The following is a 19,779-nucleotide window of genomic DNA, read 5'->3' on the forward strand; positions in this document are numbered from 1 at the left end:
GCTAAAGGTACTCATTAATTATTATGAGTGCGTAAATTAAATGTTGTTCATACTTTATTAAAGGCACTCTCATTATTGTTTTAGTGTCTCAAACTGGAAATTATTAACCCTGACAGGTCGTTAAACCTAAAGGATATTATGAAAAAAATTTTATTAAGCGCTGTGGCAGCTGCCTTTATTCTTCCTTTTAGTTCTGCCCAAGCGAGTATCGATAATGACGCGTTTTTAGATGCTGAAAAAAAAGTGCGCTATGGAAGCTACCAAGACTTTAAAGAAGCAATAAACGGGTTAGACCACCCGCTAAAGCCGTATGTCGAAAAAACATATTGGCAACGCCATCCCAATTTTAAATACCAAAGCGAAATAGAAGATTACCTAACCATTTATGAACATACCCCGCTTGAGTGGCCGGTACGCAAAGCGTGGTTAGAGTATCTTGAAAAAAACAATAAAAAAGCAGCTTATATAAAAAACTACCGAGAAACGTCTAACGCAGCGCTAACATGCACGTTTTTAGATTTTCAGCTTGATTTAGGGGCGCCAGAAAAAGCCATTTTTAATCAGGTTACCGATTTATGGACGGTGGGTAAGTCGCAACCGAATGAATGCGACCCGCTATTTTCGCTTTGGCGCAAAAAAGGCTATTTAAATAATGAGCTTGTATGGAAGCGCATAACCCTTGCAGCGCAGGGCGGTACGCAAAGTTTACTCCCTTATTTAAAAACGTTGTTACCTAAAAACGAGCGTTACTTAGCCGATTTATATTTAAAAGTACGCCGCGACCCTAGTGCGGCAGCAGGCTTGTATCGTTATAAAACTAAGTCGGCAAAAGAAGCGCAAATAGCCATTTATGGTGTTAAGCGTTTAATTTGGCGCGATAAAGCGCTGGCTTTAAGAGCCTGGCAAAAGCTAGAAAAAATGTTTACCTACAGCGATGAAGAAAAAGCAGATTTATATTACACGTTTGCTTTATCACTTGCTTCAAGTGGGCATAAACAGGCCAGTTTTTGGCTTAATAAGGTGCCAAAAGCGCGACAAGACAGAAAGTTAATTCAGTGGCAACTTGGTAATATGCTTAAAACCCAAGACTGGGAAGGCATAGCGGCTTTTTTTACAGGTAAAGACGATTTAAGTTTAGGTCAGCAATATTGGCTTGCTTATAGCTATGCTAAGCGAGGCGAGCAACAAAAAGCAGACGAAATTTGGACTAAAGTGGCCGCTAACCGCGATTACTATGGTTTTTTAGCGGCGGCACGATTAGGGCTGCCAGTTGATTTAAATAATCAGCCTTTGCAGGTTGATCAAAAATTAGTAGAGAAGGTGAAGAATGCGCCGGGCTTTAAACGTGCAAAAGCACTTTACGAACTCGAGCGTTTTACCTCTGCACGCCGAGAATGGAATTACTTAACGAACACCTCTACAGATGAAGAAAAACTAGCTGCTTCAAAGGTTGCAGCGCAAAACAATTGGCACGATAACGTTATTTTCACGTTAGCTAAAATTAAAGCATGGGATTATGTTGAACTGCGTTTTCCGTTTGCATTTCAAGATATATTTGAGCGCTACAGTAAACGCAGCAAAATAGACCCCGCGTGGAGTATTGCAATTGCACGGCGCGAAAGCTCGTTTGCACCAGATGCGCGTTCGCATGCAAATGCGCGTGGTTTAATGCAATTGCTCCCTAGTACGGCAGAATACGTTAATAAAGCAAGGGTATCGAGTACGCGTTTGTACCAACCTAAAACCAATATACGCTTAGGTACTAGTTACTTGCAGTACTTAAAAAAGAAAAACAAAGGGAATGAAATACTTGCTACGGCATCTTATAACGCAGGCTATCATCGTATTAAACGTTGGTTACCTGACGAAGCCATACCAGCAGAGCTATGGGTTGAGCTGATCCCGTATAGAGAAACGCGAGATTACGTAAAAAATGTGTTTGCTTATCGCCAGGTTTATCACACCCGGATGGGCCGAGAAGGAAACGTGCTCGCGCCGTTACTCAACATGAAAATGGGCGGGTAAATTATGTAATACTAATTGCCTAAAATATTTAGCCATTCTAGCGTGCTAAATAAAGGGCTAATAACGTAACACGATGGGTATAAGTATTAGGGGGATATTTACATGTTAAATATCCCCCTTTTTTGAGCGCTTTACGTTTAAGTGGTAGACTCAAAGCAAGTTAAATTTAACAGATGGATTAACAATGGATAAATTAGCCGTTTTATATGCAGAGCATATTGCCACATTACAACAACGTACGCGTACAATTTGTGACCGTGAAGGGCTCGAGGGTTTAGTTATTCACTCAGGCCAAGCTAAGCGCCAGTTTTTAGACGACATGTATTACCCATTTAAAGTTAATCCACACTTTAAAGCATGGCTTCCTGTTATTGATAATCCACATTGTTGGATTGTGGTAAATGGTAGCGATAAACCTAAGCTTATTTTTTACCGCCCAGTTGATTTTTGGCACAAAGTGCCAGATGAGCCGCGTGATTTTTGGGCTGAGTACTTTGATATAGAATTATTGCTACAGCCTGATCAAGTTGAAAAACTATTACCTTACGATAAAGCTAAATACGCTTACATGGGCGAATACCTAGAGGTAGCGCAAGCGCTTGGCTTTAGTATTATGAACCCTGAGCCAGTACTTAACTATTTTCATTATAACCGCGCTTATAAAACGCAGTACGAGCTTGAATGTTTACGCCAAGCCAACCGCATCGCGGTAGATGGACATAAAGCAGCACGCGATACGTTTTATAATGGTGGTAGCGAATTTGATATTCAGCAAGCGTACCTTATGGCTACACGCCAAAGCGAAAACGAAATGCCGTATGGCAACATAGTAGCGCTTAACGAAAACTGCGCTATTTTGCATTACACGCATTTTGAGCCAAAAGCACCGCTTACTCATAATTCGTTTTTAATCGATGCTGGCGCAAACTTTAATGGGTATGCCGCAGATATAACCCGTACGTACGATTTTAAAAAGCAGGGCGAGTTTGCTGAGCTAGTACAAACTATGACGGCAATACAAATTGAGCTAGGCAACGCATTAAAGCCTGGCATGTTATATGGCGATTTACACGTTGATTGCCATAACCGTATTGCGCAAATTCTTAGCGACTTCAATATTGTAAACTTACCTGCAACAGAAATTGTGGAACGTAAAATTACCTCAACATTTTTCCCTCATGGCTTGGGCCACCACCTTGGTTTACAAGTGCACGATATGGGCGGCTTTATGCGTGATGATAAAGGCACCCACCAGCCATCGCCAGAAGGGCACCCATTCTTGCGTTGTACTCGTAAAATAGAGAAAAACCAAGTGTTTACTATTGAGCCAGGGCTTTACTTTATAGACTCATTACTAGGTGATTTAGCGCAAACCGACAGTAAGCAGTTTATTAACTGGGAAAAAATCGAGTCGTTAAAACCATACGGCGGTATTCGTATTGAAGACAATATTATTGTTCACGAAGACAGCCTAGAAAATATGACTCGTGATTTAGCGCTCGACTAAGCTAATAAAGACGAGCTCGCCAATACGCGCTAAAATACGCGAATGCAAAGGGGCCTTTTGGCCCCATTTTTAATTGAGCTTTAATTATGTCTGAATATAAATACCCCGCCGATGATGTGTTTCATCAAGAAGAAATTAAAAAAAGCACCTTTATAGTTCATATCGCGCATACGCCAGACCTACAGGCTGCTAAAGCATTTATTAAAAGCATTGAAGAAAAGTACCCAGATGCTCGTCATAATTGTTGGGCGCACGTAGCGGGTAACCCAGGCGGAAGCCATGTTTATGGTTTTTCTGATGATGGCGAGCCAAATGGTACCGCAGGAAAGCCGATGCTTAATGTGCTGGTGGGTTCTGGACTTGGCGAAATTACTGCGGTTGTCACCCGTTATTTTGGCGGTATAAAGCTGGGCACCGGTGGGTTAGTGCGTGCCTATGGTGGGTCGCTTAATAATGCACTTTCGCAGCTAAAAACGGTGACTAAAGTACCGAGTATCGAGATTGTAGGCCAAAGTGAATACAGCATGCAGGGCGCAATAGAGCAATTGTTAAAAACCAATTATCAAGTACTTAATATAGAAAAACAATTTACTGCTAATATTGAATGGGTTATTACTATTGATAGCCGCCAAGCAAAACAGGCCATTAAAGATATTTTTGATTTAAGCCATGGCGCAGTTGAGTTAACTATCAAAGAGTAAGACAATAACTTACACACTTATATTTACTAATAATAAAAGCGATAAGCTACATGCAATTTCGTACCATCATAAAAATCCTTGGCCAACTTGTTGCGCTGTTTAGTATTACCATGGTGCCGCCTGCGGTGGTGTCTTTATTTTATAAAGATGGTGGTGGTGTTCCTTTTGTATTAGCGTTTATATTTAGTGTGGTTATTGGTTTAACAGCTTATTACCCAAACAGGCATGAAAACGGCGACTTAAAAGCACGCGAAGGCTTTTTAATTGTTGTACTGTTTTGGCTGGTACTAGGGGCGTTTGCATCGTTACCGCTGATTTTTTTACAAGAACCTAATTTGTCTATGGCCGATGCGGTGTTTGAGGCCTTTTCTGGCCTTACAACCACTGGGGCCACGGTACTTACCGGAATTGAATACCTGCCTAAGTCTGTTTTGTTTTATCGCCAGCAATTACAGTGGTTTGGCGGTATGGGTATCATTGTACTTGCTGTTGCTATACTGCCCATGCTTGGGGTCGGTGGCATGCAGTTATACCGAGCTGAGATCCCAGGCCCAGTAAAAGATTCAAAAATGACCCCCCGTATTGCCGATACCGCAAAGCACCTTTGGTACATTTATGTGTCGTTAACGGTAACCTGTATGTTGGCGTATTGGGCGGCAGGTATGGAGTGGTTTGATGCTATATGCCATGCGTTTTCTACAGTGGCGATTGGCGGTTTTTCTACTTACGATGCCTCAATAGGGCACTTTGATAGCCCTGTCATTAACTTTATATGTGTTTTCTTTTTAATTATTGCTGCGGTTAACTTTTCACTGCATTACGCGGCGGTAGCGAGTCGTAATATTCAGGTATACATTCGCGACCCTGAATTTAAAGTTTTTTTACTGATACAGTTAGCGCTGGTGGTGATTTGTTTTACGGTGCTCTCATCTAACGAAATATTTGCCGATGGTGATGAAACCCTCGATCAGGCCTTATTTCAGGCGGTGTCTATGAGCACCACAGCCGGTTTTGCCACCGATAACTTTTCTACTTGGCCGCTGTTTTTACCTATATTGCTTATTTTTTCGAGCTTTATAGGTGGCTGTGCAGGTTCAACCGGTGGCGGTATGAAAGTTGTACGCGTGTTTTTACTTTACCTACAAGGCATACGTGAGCTTAACCGCTTAGTGCACCCACGTGCTATATACTCTATTAAGCTTGGTCGTAAAGCCCTGCCCGATAAAGTAGTTGAAGCGGTTTGGGGGTTTTTCTCAGCGTACGCATTGGTGTTTATTATTATAATGTTGGCGCTAATGGGAACTGGCATGGACAACATTACCGCGTTCTCTGCTACGGCGGCGTGTTTAAATAATTTAGGCCCAGGCTTAGGTGATGTTGCCTCGCATTATGGGGCGGTGAGCGATGGTGCCAAATGGCTATTAACCATTGCCATGGTATTTGGTCGCTTAGAAATATTCACCTTACTCGTGCTATTTACGCCGACCTTTTGGCGTGGGTAATAATATACAAATGATGCTTAGGAACAGGCATGCCACATTCTAATTTAGATAAATTACACCAGTTAACAACAGGACGATTGGTCGACTTGGAAATTGTTACGCCTACCAGTAGTAAACGCGTGAAAACAGAGTTTATTGGCTTGCTAGAAAATAAATTTATTATTTTAAATTACCCAAGTTCAAAGCGTTTAGCTGCTGCAAGTGATTACCTACGAGACGGTGTAATGGTGGTGGTAAGAGCGGTTATAGAAGGCAGTGGCGGACAAGTAATAGCATTTAGGCAGCAGCTTATGTCGGTTGCCTCACACCCTGCTAGGCTCATTTTTATTAATTACCCTACGCAAGTGCAGTTATTTGCATTGCGCGCGCAAACACGCATACCTACCTTATTACCTGCAAAATTAACTCTCAGTGACGATAGAGTACTTGAAGGGGTGATTAAAGACATCTCGCTTACCGGGGTGATGTTTGATGTACGCGGCGATCAAAACGATGAAAATATTAAAGATATGCAATGCACGGTGACGGTTGATACCAACAATAAAGCATTTACTGGCGAAATATGCAGTGTAAAAGAACACGCCGCAGGAGTTAATTGTGGTATTAAACTTCTAGCCAGTGAAGATGAAATGAAGGCGTTTATGAAAGAGCATTTTATCGATCCCGCGATGCTTGAGTTGCCATTAGAATAGGCACTTTCGCTTAATAGCAACAAATGGCCATTTTTTACTTGAGTGGCAGTCATATTTTTTAAAACTTCACAAAATATTTTTTATTTTCTATAAAAATCAGCAGTATAGATTAGTTTTACGAGTGAGTTATTTTAATACGTTAGCTCCCCTCACGGCTAAAATTTAGTCTCTTTTTTCGATAAAACTTCATTCTTACAATTTACACCGAAAATTGTAGCTTTTTTCTCTTATGTAACTAGCTGTTTCTATTGCATTTAAAAACTTAGCTTTACCCTTTGTTGCTAGTTTGCAACATAAAACCCCCGCAAATTTATCAAAAATAGCCAAGCTCTCATTTAACTGATTGAAATTAATGAACTTTTAAAACTTGGCATTCAAGTTGTAATAGTCTGGCTGTACTGAACAATAACGTGATTTAAAGTAAAACACTTAATCGCACACATATACTTGAAGGAATTATATTATGAAAAGCATTAATAAAACTTTAGCACTTATCGCCCTTGCTTCATCATCAGCGGCATTTGCAGCAACCGATTTTGATACGTTAGATGTAGATGGCAGCGGCACGATTAGCAAATCAGAGGCATCAATTGATGCAAAACTGATGAGCATGTTCTCAGAATTAGATACTGACCAAGATGGTGAGCTATCAAAAGAAGAATTTTCAGAAGCTTAAAGTGTGGTAACAATCCTGAGTTGCCAATGACAACCTAAGTAGGCAAGGGAGCTTACGAAAAAGGATTACAAGGATTGCGTACATCACGTAGTGAACTTAACTAATTTGTTTATATTGAAGGATTAAATTATGAAGCATTTAAATAAAGCACTCGCATTTATGGCTATTGCCTCTTCTTCTGCTGCCTTTGCAGGGACTGATTTTGACACGCTAGATGTAGATGGCAATGGCGCCATTAGCCAAGCGGAAGCATCGGTGGATGCGGATTTAATGGCTGAGTTTGTTGAGCTTGATACCGATGGAAATGGCGAGCTTTCAAAGCAAGAGTTCTCTAAATACTAGGGTGTGATGATCTTTGCCAATTGAGCGCAGGGCAGCGCATGTTCACTTAGCAAAGAGTCATTTGCTCTAATCCAATGTGCATTAAAACTTAATAATGCACATTGGCAAAAGCACTTTTTAGTTAATTTTTAAACCCATGGATCTTAGAAAAGGATTTCCTCTTAATTAGGACACAACTATGAAAACATTAAATACAGCACTTGCCGTTATCGTATTAGCTTCTTCATCAGCGGCGTATGCTGCAGTCAACTTTGCCTCGTTTGATGCCGATGGTGATGGTGCAATTTCAAAGCAAGAAGCGCAGGTAAATTCACAGCTAGTGAAGATTTTTGACCAGCTAGATACTGATGGTAATGGTGAAATTTCTGAGCAAGAGTTTTCAAAAGTACAGTAATTAGTAAGCTGCTAAGCAGGGTTGCCTAGCATTAAAAAAACATACTCCACTAAAGCCGCCTTAGTCAGCGGCTTTTTTGTGTTTAACTATAAAAATATAGCGCTAACTTGGAATAGCTTTTCTACTACGTTGATATGCTTTTTATCGATTAAAAACATAATAACGTGATCACCAGACATAATAACGGTGTCGTCGTGGGCAATCAGTACGTCGTCATTACGTACAATAGCGCCAATCGTTGTACCTGCAGGTAGCTTGATATCGGCAATCGCACGGCCAACTACTTTTGATGTGTTTTCATCGCCGTGGGCAACGGCTTCAATGGCCTCTGCCGCTCCTTTACGTAACGAGTACACATTAACAATATCGCCACGGCGTACGTGTGTAAGTAGCGCCGAAATAGTTGCTTGTTGTGGTGATATAGCAATATCTATTTCACCCCCTTGCACTAAATCTACATACGCACCACGCTGAATAAGCACCATGGTTTTTTGTGCGCCCATGCGTTTTGCAAGCATGGCCGACATTATATTTGCTTCATCGTCGTTGGTTACAGCAATAAACACATCAACTTGTTCTATGTGCTCTTCAGATAGTAGTTCTTGGTCTGAGGCGTCTCCACAAAACACGACGGTGTTATCTAGCATTTCAGAGAGTTGCTCAGCACGCTCTTTACTGCGCTCTAGTAACTTAACGCTGTGGTTTTTTTCCAGTGAGCGAGCAAGGCCTGCACCAATGTTACCACCACCGGCTATCATAATTTTTTTATAAGAACGCTCAAGCTTTTGTAGCTCGTTCATAACCGCACGAATATGCTTAGTGGCAGCAATGAAAAATACTTCATCGTCCGCTTCTATTACCGTGGTGCCCAGCGGCTTTATAGCTTTACCTTGACGATAAATTGCTGCTACACGGGTTTCTACATTCGGAATATGTTCTTTTAAAGCAGAAAGCGCATATCCCACTAATAAGCCACCGTAGTAAGCTTTTACAGCCACAAGAGAGAGCATGCCATCGGCAAATTGCAGCACTTGCAACGCGCCTGGGTAATCTATTAAACGGCGAATATATTTGGTAACAAGTGCTTCGGGGGCAATATAGTGATCAACCGGGAGGTCATCGTTATGAAATAGCTTTTCGCGGTATTTTAAATATTGCTCTGATCGGATACGGGCTATTTTAGTTGGCGTATTAAAAATACTATACGCGACTTGGCACGCCACCATATTAACTTCATCTGAGCTGGTTACCGCAATAATCATGTCGGCGTCTTCAGCACCTGCACGTCTGAGCACATCTGGGTGAGCACTGTGCCCCGTGACCCCTTGTAAGTCGTACTTATCTTGTAGCTCTCGTAAGCGGTTGCCGTCTATATCAACAACGGTTATTTCGTTTTGTTCGCCAACTAAGTTTTCAGCAAGCGTACCACCGACTTGTCCGGCACCGAGTATGATTATTTTCATTATTTACCCGAATTACTGTTTAATTAAAAAAATAGCCATTTACTGTTTAATAAATGGCTATTGAGTGTACGGCTATTAGGCTTTTTTAACTAGCTTAGCGTAATAAAATCCGTCGCTTTCACCTGGTAGTAATTGTAAACCAGGGTTGGTAACTGTGTCGTTGTCGTGCAGTGGTATATGCTCAACGTCACTATTATTAGCTAAAAATTTAGCGACCTGCTGTTGGTTCTCTTGCGGTAGTACCGAACAGGTTGCGTATATCATTGTGCCGCCTGGTTTAAGTAGCGGCCAAATGCTATTGAGTATATCGCTTTGTAGTGTGGCTAAATCTTCAATGTCTGATGCGCGGCGAAGCCATTTTATATCTGGGTGGCGGCGTATAACACCGGTTGCCGAACAAGGGACATCTAATAAAATGCGGTCAAACTGTTGCTCATCCCACCAGGTGTGTGGCTGCGAAGCGTCTGCACATTGTAGGTCTGCGCCTAAGCCGATACGGGTTAAATTTTGTTTAACACGTTCTAGGCGAGTGGCGTCACTATCAAGTGCTAATACTTCTGCATCAGCAAGCTCTAATATATGACATGTTTTACCGCCAGGTGCTGCACAGGCATCTAAAATGTATTCATCAGCTTGAGGTGCTAAAAAGCGTGCGGCTAATTGCGCTGCGGCGTCTTGAACTGAGCAGGCGCCCACATCAAATTCTGGCAACGAAAATACATCACGCGGCTTAGCTAGTTTAATACCATCAACAAACTCAGGATTTAACGTGTGCTCTATATCGTTAGCCGTTAAAATTTCGCTGTATTGTTGCGTGCTGTATTGGGCTTGATTGACACGTAACCACATAGGGGCTTGTTGTTGGTTTTCTTCAAGAAGCGCTTCCCAGTTGTCTGGGTAGGCAGCTTGCACTTGTTTAATAAACCAATTTGGATGGTTATATAAACACACTGGTATTTGCTTGGCTTTTTCTTCAAGCTCGCTTTGTTGGCGCTGAAAACTACGCAAAATAGCATTAATTAAGCCTTTTAAGCCTAATGCACGCATTTGGCCAAGGGCATTAACGGTTTCAGAAATGGCGGCATGCGGTGGCACGCGCATATGCTGCAGCTGATAGATACCGACATACAACAAAAACTGAAAAATACGACGCTTACCTTTAAGTGGCTGTTCTACTAAATGTTGGCAGTAGTTTTCAAGGCTAGGTAGGTAGCGCAACACGCCGTAACAAATTTGCTGTAATAGCGCTTTGTCTTTAGGGGGCAGCCCTTGGCTGGCAAATGGTAGCTCTTGATTTAGCGAAGCGCCTTTATCAACCACGTTATATAAAGTTTCAGCGGCAAGCGCACGTACGTTTTGAACATTACTCATTGTTTTCGCCTAATACGGTGCCAGGAGTTACCCAGTCACTGCGACCGTTTAAAAAGTCGCTAATTGCCATTGGTTTTTTACCTTGGGGTTGCAGCTGTGTAATACTTAATGCTTGCTTGCCACACGCCACTACAATGCCGTTTTTATCGCTTGATAAAACAACGCCCGCAGGGCCTGTTTGCTCAACGACTGAGGCTTGGTAAATTTTTACGCTGTGCTCACCCATTTGAGTAAAACACACTGGCCATGGATTAAATGCACGAATATTACGCTCAATTTGTACAGCATCCATCGTCCAATCAATATTTGCTTCCTCTTTTGAAAGCTTTTTAGCGTAATTTGCCAGCTCGTCGTTTTGCGGCTCTGCTATAAGCTCGCCATTGGCTAACTTATGAATGGTTTGAACAAGTGCTCCGGGACCAAGTTCAGCCAGTTTGGTGTATAAACTGGCACTGGTTTCATCCGCAGCAATAGGGCAGCGGCTAATGTGCAGCATGTCGCCGGTATCAAGCCCTTCATCCATTTGCATTATGGTTACGCCGGTATCTTCATCGCCAGCCCAAATTGCGCGCTGTATAGGCGCAGCACCGCGCCAGCGCGGTAAAATAGAGCCATGCACATTTAAGCACCCTAAGCGTGGCGCCTCTAAAATGGCTTTTGGTAAAATTAAGCCATAAGCCACCACTATCATGATATCGGCATTTAAGCTTTTAAGCTCAGTGAGTGCGTCTTCATTTTTTAATGATTGTGGCTGAAAAACAGGTAGCTCATGTTCAAGCGCAAGCGCTTTTACTTCACTGGCTTTTAACTTTTTACCACGCCCAGCAGGGCGATCTGGTTGGCTGTAAACTCCAACAATTTGGTGTTCGCTTTGAATTAACGCTTGTAGGTGACGAGCGGCAAAGTCCGGCGTACCGGCAAATATAATGCGTAGTGGTTTTGTCACTGAGTTTTCCTAAGGTGCTTATTACTTCGCGGCAAATTTAGCTTCTTTTTCAAGCTTTTTGCGAATACGTTGACGCTTTAATGGTGATAGGTAATCAATAAATAGTTTACCTTGTAAGTGATCTAGTTCGTGTTGAATACAAATAGCTAATAGCTCATCTGCATCTAGTACAAATTCTTCACCATTTTCGTTAAGAGCAGCAACGGTTACGGTTTCAGCACGGTCTACTTTTGCGTAAGAGTTAGGCACTGATAAACAGCCTTCTTCGCTAATTGTTGCACCATCTTTTTTAATAATTTGTGGGTTAATTAAAACCAGTGGTTCGTCGCGTTCTTCTGATACGTCGATCACCACTATACGTTGATGAATATCAACCTGTGTAGCAGCTAGCCCAATGCCGTTTTCATCGTACATTGTCTCTAGCATGTCTTTTACAATTTGGCGAACGTTGTCATCAACCTGTGCAACTTCTTTTGCTACCGTACGTAAACGCTCATCTGGAAATCTTAAAACTTCTAACCTAGCCATAGTTACCTTTTTACACTTGTGCTTAATTTAGGGTATTGTATGCTCTTATTTTAGCCATTCGCGTTCCCCTTTAACAGGTTTTGGTCAATAATAATGAAAAAACAATACAAGGAAGCCCAATGAAATCTCAATTGGCTGCAATTATGTTTGCACTAAGTACTGCTTTTCCTGCAGTCGCTGATGTTTTACAAATAAAAAAAGATGCTCCAAAACAATATGTTGTAAAAAAAGGCGATACCCTTTGGGATATTTCCGGCATTTATTTAGAAGAACCATGGCTGTGGCCAGAGTTGTGGCAAATGAACCCGCAAATAGATAACCCGCATCTAATTTACCCAGGCGATGCACTCGCGTTAGTGTACGATGCCGACGGTAACCCGCGTTTGGTGATTAATAAAGCGTACAGAAAGTTATCGCCGCAAGGGCGTATTACACCAAAAGGTAATAACGCCATCACCACTTTGCCACTTGAAATAATTAAACCTTATTTAAGTTATGAGCAAGCAATTAACAGCGATGACATAGATGATAAGCCGTATATTTTAGGGGCAAACGAAAATACTAAAACGCAAACTCTCGGGCATATTTTATACGTTAAGGGCGATTTAAAAGTACATAAAGCGTATGCTATTTATCACAAAGGCGAACCTTACATAGATACACAAACCGGTGAAGAGCTAGCTACTCGCGCTACTTATGTCGGTATGGCTCGTGCATTTAGAACGGGCGATGAACGCAATGGCGTACCATCGTCTTTACGGGTTGAGTCAGTTAAACAAGAAATACAACAAGGCGATTTTTTACTCCCTGCTATGCAAGGGCAAATGTTACCAGCGTACTTTAATATGCATCGTCCAAAGCAAAGTGTATCAGGCAGTGTTATTGACTCGCCGCGCCAAGTAAGAGAATTCAGCACAATGGATGTAGTGGTGCTAAACTTAGGTGCTGATCAACAAATTGAAGTTGGTCATATCCTCGATTTAGAACGCCAATCACCCACCGTTATTGATGGCCCACGAGGACCGCGTTATCCAGAGGATTCGAGCAAATTTGAAAAGCTTTTATCTGATGCTGGTGAATTATTTGGCAGCGAGCCAGATGAAGACACCACAACATGGACAATGCCACACGAAAAAGTGGGTGAGTTAATTGTATTTAAAGTGTATGACAAAGTGAGTTATGCATTAATAACAAAAAATCAGCACCCAATTCGCGTTGGAGATAGTGTAGTAATTCATTAAGTTGTAGCGAGTCGGTGCTCTAGGAGAGAGCATGGATCAGTCATCTGGCAAGCTAGCCCACTGGCTTGCCTTTTATATGTGTAAAGGCTTAGGTATTAAAACACTGTTAGCCTTATCACATACTCACCCCCTCGAATCATTATTTGATTTAAACCAAAGTGAATTACAACAGCTTGGCCTTACCCAAAACCAAGCCTGCAACTTACTCAATACCAATTGGCAGCAAGTAAACCATTACGAGCAACAAATACAGCAGCTTAATATTACAGTGGTGTGTATTTTTGATGCGTTATACCCAAACGAGCTAAAACACATAGCCAGTGCCCCTTTACTGTTATTTTGTAAAGGCGATATATCGCTGTTATCTAGCCCGCAAGTGGCCATTGTTGGTAGTAGAAACGCGACCCCTACGGGGCTCGAAATAGCCTCAGAGCTTGCTTATCAGCTTACTTTAGCCGGTATTACTGTTACCTCAGGCATGGCGCGGGGTATTGATGGTGCCGCGCACAAAGGCGCATTGGCCAATAATGGCAAAACAATTGGTGTATTAGGGACTGGGGTTGATATTTACTACCCCAAACGCCATAAATTATTAACAGACCAAGTATTAGAGCATGGCTTATTAATAAGCGAGTTTTTACCGGGTACCGCTGCTAATGCGCATAACTTTCCACGCAGAAACCGTATTATATCTGGGCTGTCTTTAGGCGTGGTTATTGTAGAGGCTGAAATTAAAAGCGGTTCATTGATCACGGTACGTTACGCTATTGAACAAAATAAAGAAGTGTTTGCAGTACCAGGCTCTATTAAAAACCCATTATCGCAAGCGAGTCACTTTTTAATAAAGCAGGGCGCTAAGTTAGTCGAAAATGTAACAGATATTTTAGATGAGGTGAGCTTTTCTTATCAAAGCGGTCTATATAATAAAGAGGAGCCTGTAAACAAACAGTCACAGTGTGAGGTGTTAAATAGTATAGGGTATGAGGTAACCAGTGTTGATGAAATTGTACGTCGCGCCAAGTGGCCAATTGATAAAGTGCTGGCAAGGTTGCTCGACTTAGAGTTAGACGACGAAATAGAGCGAGTGTTAGACGGGTATATAAAGCTAAGCACAGGAAGGTAATATGTTTGATATTCTCATGTATCTTTTTGAAAACTACATTCACAGTGAAGCCGATATTTATATTGAAGAAAACGAGCTTACCGATGAATTACTTCGCGCGGGCTTTAATAAGACCGAAATTTTTAAAGCATTAAACTGGCTTGAACAATTGGCCGATTTACAACGCAGCGACGAGTCGCCTTACTTAATTACAAAGCCTCACCAAGCAATGCGCATTTTTACCGATAGCGAATGCAAAATGTTAAACGTTGAATGCCGTGGCTTTTTGATGTTTTTAGAGCAAATAAGGGTGGTTAACAGTGTAACCCGTGAAATGGTTATGGACCGCCTTGCCGCATTAGATAAACCTTATATTTCGCTCGATGACTTAAAGTGGGTGGTGCTTATGGTGTTATTTAACGTACCTGGCTCAGAAGAGGCTTACGAGCAAATGGAAGACCTTATATTTGACGAACCCACCGAACTTCTACATTAAAATTGTAGGCCAAACCACTTAAACATATATGCACAGCTTGTATCTTTAACTGGTTTGGGTATATTAGGCGAAAATTCAGCAACCCATTAGGAACCTCATGAGTAAAATCGACCATTCGCTTTTCTCGGCGGAAAAACACGCCTTAGAAAAAGAATACGAAGTCTGCCCGCAATGTGGTTCTGAATTAGTGATCCGTAACTCTAAAACAGGTCCGTTTTTGGGTTGTGCTAGTTACCCTAAGTGCGACTTTATTCGTCCATTAGCGCATCACGACAGCAACGAAATAAAGGTTCTTGAAGATTCAGCCTGCCCACAGTGCACAAAACCGCTGGTGGTTAAAAACGGCCGTTATGGCATGTTTATTGGCTGTACAGGATACCCTGAGTGTCATTATATCGCCCACGATGACGAACCTAATAATAACGATGATGAATTACCTGGGTGTCCTAAATGCAAAAAAGGGCAGCTAGTTGCACGCAGCAATAAATTTGGTAAAACGTTTTACTCATGCGATTGTTACCCAAGCTGTAAATATACTCTAAATAACAAACCCATAGCCAAGCCATGCCCTAAGTGCGATTGGCCGCTTGTTATTGAGAAAAAAATGGCCAATGGTACTGTGCTACAGTGCCCACAAAAAAGTTGCCTGCATAAACTTACCACTACTGATTAATATAAATTTCTGGAGCATATTTTGTCAGACCTTTCTACATTGCCTACGGCTATATCTTGCTTAGAGCAAGGTGAAGTTATTTTATATCCTACTGAAGCTGTCTATGGTTTAGGGTGTGATCCAGATAATCAGCAAGCTGTTGAGAAGTTGCTAAAAATAAAACAGCGTCCTGTTGAAAAGGGCCTTATTTTAATCGCCGATAACTACGGCCAGTTATTAAAGTATGTTGACGATGTAAAGCTGCCAATGGACAAACGCGCTGATATTTTTTCTAGTTGGCCCGGTGCTATTACCTGGGTAATGCCTGCAGCTAAAAATACGCCTAAATGGTTAACAGGGCAGTTTGATACGATTGCCGTACGGGTTACTGATCATCCAAGTGTTAAGCGCTTATGCCAGCAATTAGGTAAGCCTCTTGTCTCTACTAGTGCTAATTTAACCGGACAGCCAACCGTAACAAGTATTGAACAAGCCAAGCAGCAATTTGCAGATAAGGTAGGCTGTTACATTGATGAGCCCTTAGGGGGCAACACGCAGCCAAGCACAATTAAAGATGCCATGACCGGCAAAGTATTTAGAGGTTAATATGCAAAGCGAATTATTAGAACAAGTAAAAGCGTATTTTATGGCTTTGCAAGACACCATTTGCCAAGGTTTAGAGCAGGCCGATGGCAGTGCGAAATTTGTAGAAGATAGCTGGCAACGTGCCGAAGGCGGTGGCGGGCGTACACGTGTTACCACTAACGGTAATGTAATAGAGCAAGGCGGCGTTAACTACTCGCATGTGTTTGGTGCATCTATGCCGGGCTCTGCGACCGCTCATAGGCCTGAGCTTGCGGGGCGAAGCTTTCATGCATGTGGCGTTTCATTAGTTATTCATCCAAAAAACCCACATGTTCCTACAAGTCATGCCAATGTACGCTTTTTTATAGCCGAAAAAGAAGGCGAAGAGCCTATTTGGTGGTTTGGCGGAGGGTTTGACTTAACGCCTTTTTACCCCGTTTTTGAAGATGTACAGCATTGGCACCAAGTCGCACACGACATTTGTGCACCATTTGGTGAACAAGTGTATCCAAAATACAAAACGTGGTGTGATGAATATTTTTACCTAAAACATCGCGACGAAACACGCGGTGTAGGCGGCTTATTTTTTGATGACTTAAACGAGCTAGGGTTTGAGCAGAGCTTTGCATTTATGCAATCGGTTGGTAATGGCTTTTTAGATGCGTACTTACCTATTATTGAGCGTCGTAAAAATGACGAATACACGCAACAGCAGCGCGACTTTCAATTGTATCGCCGCGGTCGTTACGTAGAATTTAACCTTGTGTGGGATAGAGGTACTCTATTTGGCTTACAAAGCGGTGGGCGCACAGAGTCTATATTAATGTCGATGCCGCCACTGGCGCGTTGGGAATACAATTATAAGCCCGCGCCCGACAGCGCAGAGGCTAATTTGTATCAATACTATTTACGTCCACAAGAGTGGCTAAGCACTAAACCTACTGATTTGATAGCCAGAGAGTGGCAGTTATAAATATTAAATTAAGATAGGGGCTGTTTAATCCGCAAAGCTCAACAAACCCTAACAAAAGGCGCTTAACAGCGCCTTTTTGCTAAGTAGTTACAATTAGTGCTCATTAATCATATGGGTGGCAAGTTGTCCAAAAGACTGCTTTAACCCTTCGCGCAGTAGGGGGTTGTCTACTTCTATATCGAGCGTTTTATTCATGCAATACATCCACTGATCGCGCAGGTCTTTATTTATAGTAAAAGGCATATGGCGTTTGCGCAGCATAGGTTGGCCATGTTTTTCAGTAAATAGGTTAGGGCCGCCTAACCAACCTGATAAAAATTCAAAAAACACTTGGCGAATTCTATCTAATGGCAGAGGATGCATATCATATAATGGTTTGGCGTATTCATCGCTGGCCATTATGTCGTAGAATCTATTAGCAATAGCACGGGTACCCGCTTCTCCACCAATAATTTCATAGGGTGTTTTCTCAGGAGTGGGCGCTGGTTGCTCAGGAGCTGGTTTAGATTTTGAAAAAAGTCGTTTAATCATATTACTTATCATCGTTAATAGGCAGTGTATAGCTGCAAAGAGGTTGCTTTAAAATGGACAAATATGCGGTTTTTGGAAATCCAATCAAACATTCAAAATCCCCCGCGATACATAAACAATTTGCTGTATCTTTGGGTGAGCAAATCGACTACCGCGCAATATTAGCACCTATCGATCACTTTGAAAAAACAGTAACCACCTTTTTTGAGCAAGGCGGAATAGGTGCCAATGTTACTATGCCATTTAAGGAGCAAGCGTATGCCATGGCTGATGAGCTCACCCCACTTGCTAAAATTGTTGGTGCAGTTAATACACTTAAAAAACGCGATGATGGCACTTTGTTAGGCGATAACACCGATGGCGTGGGCTTTGTTAATGATTTACTTGCCAATGAAGTGACAATTACCAATAAGCGTATTTTAATTATTGGTGCTGGTGGTGCAGCAAGAGGGGTGATACTACCGCTACTTGAGCATAATCCAGCTGAAATAACGATTGTTAATCGCACGGCAAAAAAAGCGCAAGACTTAGCGCAACTATTTGCTGAATATGGCAAGGTAACAGGCTATGGGTTTGATACATTACCAGTAAGCAATTACTCACTTATCGTAAATTCTACCTCTAGCAGTATGAACAACGAGTTACCAGCACTTGACGAAAAACACCTAAGTCAGTGCGCAGTGGCATACGATATGTTTTACTCCCAGCAAAATACCGTATTTATGAACTGGGTTGCAGAGCATAATAACCACGCTAAGCTGTTAGATGGCAGTGGTATGTTAGTAGGCCAAGCCGCACAGTCATATTATGTATGGCGTAATAAAATGCCCGCCATACTTCCTGTTGTTAAAGCACTAAAACAAGGCATGCTTAAATGAATCAAGCCATACAGTTTATAGATAGACTCGAGTTTAGAGAACCTTCCCACCAACTAGTCTTTTTCGCACAAGTAACAGGGATGCTGGTGGAGTGTATTATAGATTTACGAAAGCTAGGGCTTCAAGATGAAAGCCATGCAACGCAGCATTTTGATAAATACCGATTTGATTACGAAGAATGTGCCGAGCAACTTATAGAAGATGAAAGTTATAACTCGGCAGGGCAGATAGAAGTGAATCTAGTTGATCTCTGCTAAATACTCGTCTTTTAATTGCACATAGTTATCTGCCGATACTTTTAAAAAGGCAAGCTCTTGCTCTGTTAATGGGCGGGCTTGCTTTACTGGACTACCAACATATAAATAACCAGACTCCAATCGTTTATTTGGCGGTACTAATGACCCCCCACCAATAATAACGTCGTCCTCTACTATTACATTATCCATTACAATAGCGCCCATACCGACAAGTATACGATTTCCAAGCGTACATCCATGCAGCATCACCTTGTGTCCTACTGTCACATCATCACCAATAATAAGTGGGTAACCATCTGGGTTACTTTTAGTCGCGCGTGATAAATGAAGAACACTACCGTCTTGTATATTTGTACGTTCACCAATACGTATATAGTTAACATCTCCTCGCGCTGCCACTAAAGGCCATACGCTACAGTGGTCACCAATCGTAATATCTCCTACCAAAACAGACGACTCATCAACATAAACAGACGAATTAAAAGAGGGAGTCACATCTTTATAAGAACGGATAGCCATATATATACCTTTTAAATACCAGTTATAGTCGCTTGAGTGTAACAGCAACACTTAAATATAGGCCAGAAAAGGCCTGTTTTGATTATAAAACTACCAGTTATAGAGGGTTTAGTTCACATATTGACCGAACAGTGCTTTTTTTTGGTTTTTCTTTAAAAAAGTGCTTGCGTAAAAATCTGTTCTCCCTATAATGCGACCCCACTGAGACGGGGAACGCCAACGCATAGCGAGGCATGAACTACTCACAGAGTTAAGTAAAACTTTGGTTTTAAATCTTCTAAAAAGAAAGTTTAAAATTAAGTGTTGACTCGCAAAATAAAGGATGTATTATACGCATCCCTAGCGACAAGGTCGCAACGTTCTTTAACAATATAAAGCAATCATCTGTGTGGGCACTC

Annotated in this window: 22 protein-coding genes; 16 read left to right on the forward strand and 6 right to left on the reverse strand. The window is 41.8% G+C overall.

The annotated features are described in order from the left end of the window. Positions 1–138: 138 nt before the first annotated feature. The 8 genes from AN395_RS17900 to AN395_RS17935 all read left to right on the forward strand — a co-directional run bounded on the left by AN395_RS17900 (position 139) and on the right by AN395_RS17935 (position 7,839). Positions 139–2,025: a transglycosylase SLT domain-containing protein gene (locus AN395_RS17900; protein ID WP_054983822.1), complete on the forward strand. Its 1,887-nt coding sequence runs from the start codon at positions 139–141 to the stop codon at positions 2,023–2,025. Positions 2,026–2,209: 184 nt separating this feature from the next. Next, positions 2,210–3,532, forward strand: a complete 1,323-nt coding sequence (gene pepQ / locus AN395_RS17905; RefSeq protein WP_004588047.1) for a Xaa-Pro dipeptidase — start codon at positions 2,210–2,212, stop codon at positions 3,530–3,532. A gap of 86 nt (positions 3,533–3,618) precedes the next feature. Next, positions 3,619–4,233, forward strand: coding sequence for a YigZ family protein (locus AN395_RS17910; protein WP_024032141.1), 615 nt, complete (start codon positions 3,619–3,621; stop codon positions 4,231–4,233). Between the two features lie 50 nt (positions 4,234–4,283). Next, the gene (locus AN395_RS17915; protein WP_004588045.1) at positions 4,284–5,735 is read left to right on the forward strand and encodes a TrkH family potassium uptake protein; all 1,452 of its coding nucleotides are present in this window, start codon (positions 4,284–4,286) and stop codon (positions 5,733–5,735) included. A 29-nt stretch (positions 5,736–5,764) separates the two neighbouring features. Further along, a complete protein-coding gene (locus tag AN395_RS17920; protein WP_054983823.1) occupies positions 5,765–6,427 on the forward strand; it encodes a flagellar brake protein in 663 nt (220 codons plus the stop codon). Between the two features lie 463 nt (positions 6,428–6,890). Then, entirely contained in the window at positions 6,891–7,103 is a 213-nt protein-coding gene (locus AN395_RS17925; protein WP_004588043.1) for an EF-hand domain-containing protein, read from the forward strand. 129 nt (positions 7,104–7,232) lie between these two features. Continuing rightward, complete coding sequence (locus tag AN395_RS17930; RefSeq protein WP_004588042.1) at positions 7,233–7,445, forward strand: calmodulin-like protein; 213 nt, start codon at positions 7,233–7,235, stop codon at positions 7,443–7,445. 178 nt (positions 7,446–7,623) lie between these two features. Beyond that, a complete protein-coding gene (locus tag AN395_RS17935) occupies positions 7,624–7,839 on the forward strand; it encodes an EF-hand domain-containing protein (RefSeq protein WP_054983824.1) in 216 nt (71 codons plus the stop codon). Positions 7,840–7,925: 86 nt separating this feature from the next. Here the strand turns inward: AN395_RS17935 and trkA are convergent, their stop codons facing one another. From trkA to def, 4 genes are all read right to left on the reverse strand, one after another. Then, positions 7,926–9,302, reverse strand: coding sequence for a Trk system potassium transporter TrkA (trkA, locus tag AN395_RS17940; protein ID WP_004588040.1), 1,377 nt, complete (start codon positions 9,300–9,302; stop codon positions 7,926–7,928). A 75-nt stretch (positions 9,303–9,377) separates the two neighbouring features. Next, positions 9,378–10,673, reverse strand: a complete 1,296-nt coding sequence (rsmB, locus tag AN395_RS17945; RefSeq protein WP_054983825.1) for a 16S rRNA (cytosine(967)-C(5))-methyltransferase RsmB — start codon at positions 10,671–10,673, stop codon at positions 9,378–9,380. Next, a complete protein-coding gene (gene fmt / locus AN395_RS17950) occupies positions 10,666–11,619 on the reverse strand; it encodes a methionyl-tRNA formyltransferase (protein WP_054983826.1) in 954 nt (317 codons plus the stop codon). The genes rsmB and fmt overlap by 8 nt, the downstream gene beginning before the upstream one ends. 21 nt (positions 11,620–11,640) lie before the next feature. Continuing rightward, on the reverse strand, positions 11,641–12,147 hold the full coding sequence (def, locus tag AN395_RS17955; RefSeq protein ID WP_004588037.1) for a peptide deformylase: 507 nt from the start codon (positions 12,145–12,147) through the stop codon (positions 11,641–11,643). Positions 12,148–12,266: 119 nt separating this feature from the next. Here def and AN395_RS17960 point away from each other — a divergent pair, with 119 nt between their 5' ends. From AN395_RS17960 to hemF, 6 genes are all read left to right on the forward strand, one after another. Then, positions 12,267–13,388, forward strand: a complete 1,122-nt coding sequence (locus AN395_RS17960) for a LysM peptidoglycan-binding domain-containing protein (RefSeq protein ID WP_054983827.1) — start codon at positions 12,267–12,269, stop codon at positions 13,386–13,388. A 31-nt stretch (positions 13,389–13,419) separates the two neighbouring features. Beyond that, positions 13,420–14,511 (forward strand): DNA-processing protein DprA, encoded by a 1,092-nt coding sequence (dprA, locus tag AN395_RS17965; RefSeq protein WP_004588035.1) that lies wholly within the window; start codon positions 13,420–13,422, stop codon positions 14,509–14,511. A 1-nt stretch (position 14,512) separates the two neighbouring features. Next, on the forward strand, positions 14,513–14,986 hold the full coding sequence (locus tag AN395_RS17970; protein ID WP_004588034.1) for a DUF494 family protein: 474 nt from the start codon (positions 14,513–14,515) through the stop codon (positions 14,984–14,986). A 97-nt stretch (positions 14,987–15,083) separates the two neighbouring features. After that, complete coding sequence (locus tag AN395_RS17975) at positions 15,084–15,659, forward strand: type I DNA topoisomerase (protein WP_054983828.1); 576 nt, start codon at positions 15,084–15,086, stop codon at positions 15,657–15,659. Between the two features lie 21 nt (positions 15,660–15,680). Further along, entirely contained in the window at positions 15,681–16,244 is a 564-nt protein-coding gene (locus AN395_RS17980; RefSeq protein ID WP_054983829.1) for an L-threonylcarbamoyladenylate synthase, read from the forward strand. A gap of 1 nt (position 16,245) precedes the next feature. Then, on the forward strand, positions 16,246–17,196 hold the full coding sequence (gene hemF / locus AN395_RS17985; RefSeq protein ID WP_054983830.1) for an oxygen-dependent coproporphyrinogen oxidase: 951 nt from the start codon (positions 16,246–16,248) through the stop codon (positions 17,194–17,196). A gap of 93 nt (positions 17,197–17,289) precedes the next feature. Here the strand turns inward: hemF and AN395_RS17990 are convergent, their stop codons facing one another. Further along, positions 17,290–17,727, reverse strand: a complete 438-nt coding sequence (locus tag AN395_RS17990) for a group II truncated hemoglobin (RefSeq protein ID WP_029773006.1) — start codon at positions 17,725–17,727, stop codon at positions 17,290–17,292. A gap of 53 nt (positions 17,728–17,780) precedes the next feature. Here AN395_RS17990 and aroE point away from each other — a divergent pair, with 53 nt between their 5' ends. Then, the gene (aroE, locus tag AN395_RS17995) at positions 17,781–18,605 is read left to right on the forward strand and encodes a shikimate dehydrogenase (RefSeq protein WP_054983831.1); all 825 of its coding nucleotides are present in this window, start codon (positions 17,781–17,783) and stop codon (positions 18,603–18,605) included. Further along, complete coding sequence (locus tag AN395_RS18000) at positions 18,602–18,862, forward strand: DUF1488 domain-containing protein (protein WP_024031321.1); 261 nt, start codon at positions 18,602–18,604, stop codon at positions 18,860–18,862. The genes aroE and AN395_RS18000 overlap by 4 nt, the downstream gene beginning before the upstream one ends. Here AN395_RS18000 and AN395_RS18005 read toward each other — a convergent pair. Beyond that, complete coding sequence (locus tag AN395_RS18005; RefSeq protein ID WP_054983832.1) at positions 18,845–19,381, reverse strand: gamma carbonic anhydrase family protein; 537 nt, start codon at positions 19,379–19,381, stop codon at positions 18,845–18,847. The two genes, AN395_RS18000 and AN395_RS18005, sit on opposite strands and share 18 nt — an antisense overlap. Positions 19,382–19,779 lie beyond the last annotated feature (398 nt).

It is taken from the genome of Pseudoalteromonas sp. P1-30 (assembly GCF_001400005.1).
GTDB classification, from domain to species: Bacteria; Pseudomonadota; Gammaproteobacteria; order Enterobacterales; family Alteromonadaceae; genus Pseudoalteromonas; species Pseudoalteromonas atlantica.

What these genes read in the sequence shown, in the direction of transcription:
- AN395_RS17900 (WP_054983822.1), top strand. Translation starts at nt 139, where the DNA reads ATGAAAAAAATTTTATTAAGCGCTGTGGCAGCTGCCTTTATTCTTCCT.
- pepQ (WP_004588047.1), top strand. Translation starts at nt 2,210, where the DNA reads ATGGATAAATTAGCCGTTTTATATGCAGAGCATATTGCCACATTACAA.
- AN395_RS17910 (WP_024032141.1), top strand. Translation starts at nt 3,619, where the DNA reads ATGTCTGAATATAAATACCCCGCCGATGATGTGTTTCATCAAGAAGAA.
- AN395_RS17915 (WP_004588045.1), top strand. Translation starts at nt 4,284, where the DNA reads ATGCAATTTCGTACCATCATAAAAATCCTTGGCCAACTTGTTGCGCTG.
- AN395_RS17920 (WP_054983823.1), top strand. Translation starts at nt 5,765, where the DNA reads ATGCCACATTCTAATTTAGATAAATTACACCAGTTAACAACAGGACGA.
- AN395_RS17925 (WP_004588043.1), top strand. Translation starts at nt 6,891, where the DNA reads ATGAAAAGCATTAATAAAACTTTAGCACTTATCGCCCTTGCTTCATCA.
- AN395_RS17930 (WP_004588042.1), top strand. Translation starts at nt 7,233, where the DNA reads ATGAAGCATTTAAATAAAGCACTCGCATTTATGGCTATTGCCTCTTCT.
- AN395_RS17935 (WP_054983824.1), top strand. Translation starts at nt 7,624, where the DNA reads ATGAAAACATTAAATACAGCACTTGCCGTTATCGTATTAGCTTCTTCA.
- trkA (WP_004588040.1), bottom strand. Translation starts at nt 9,302, where the DNA reads ATGAAAATAATCATACTCGGTGCCGGACAAGTCGGTGGTACGCTTGCT.
- rsmB (WP_054983825.1), bottom strand. Translation starts at nt 10,673, where the DNA reads ATGAGTAATGTTCAAAACGTACGTGCGCTTGCCGCTGAAACTTTATAT.
- def (WP_004588037.1), bottom strand. Translation starts at nt 12,147, where the DNA reads ATGGCTAGGTTAGAAGTTTTAAGATTTCCAGATGAGCGTTTACGTACG.
- AN395_RS17960 (WP_054983827.1), top strand. Translation starts at nt 12,267, where the DNA reads ATGAAATCTCAATTGGCTGCAATTATGTTTGCACTAAGTACTGCTTTT.
- dprA (WP_004588035.1), top strand. Translation starts at nt 13,420, where the DNA reads ATGGATCAGTCATCTGGCAAGCTAGCCCACTGGCTTGCCTTTTATATG.
- AN395_RS17970 (WP_004588034.1), top strand. Translation starts at nt 14,513, where the DNA reads ATGTTTGATATTCTCATGTATCTTTTTGAAAACTACATTCACAGTGAA.
- AN395_RS17975 (WP_054983828.1), top strand. Translation starts at nt 15,084, where the DNA reads ATGAGTAAAATCGACCATTCGCTTTTCTCGGCGGAAAAACACGCCTTA.
- hemF (WP_054983830.1), top strand. Translation starts at nt 16,246, where the DNA reads ATGCAAAGCGAATTATTAGAACAAGTAAAAGCGTATTTTATGGCTTTG.
- AN395_RS17990 (WP_029773006.1), bottom strand. Translation starts at nt 17,727, where the DNA reads ATGATTAAACGACTTTTTTCAAAATCTAAACCAGCTCCTGAGCAACCA.
- aroE (WP_054983831.1), top strand. Translation starts at nt 17,781, where the DNA reads ATGGACAAATATGCGGTTTTTGGAAATCCAATCAAACATTCAAAATCC.
- AN395_RS18000 (WP_024031321.1), top strand. Translation starts at nt 18,602, where the DNA reads ATGAATCAAGCCATACAGTTTATAGATAGACTCGAGTTTAGAGAACCT.
- AN395_RS18005 (WP_054983832.1), bottom strand. Translation starts at nt 19,381, where the DNA reads ATGGCTATCCGTTCTTATAAAGATGTGACTCCCTCTTTTAATTCGTCT.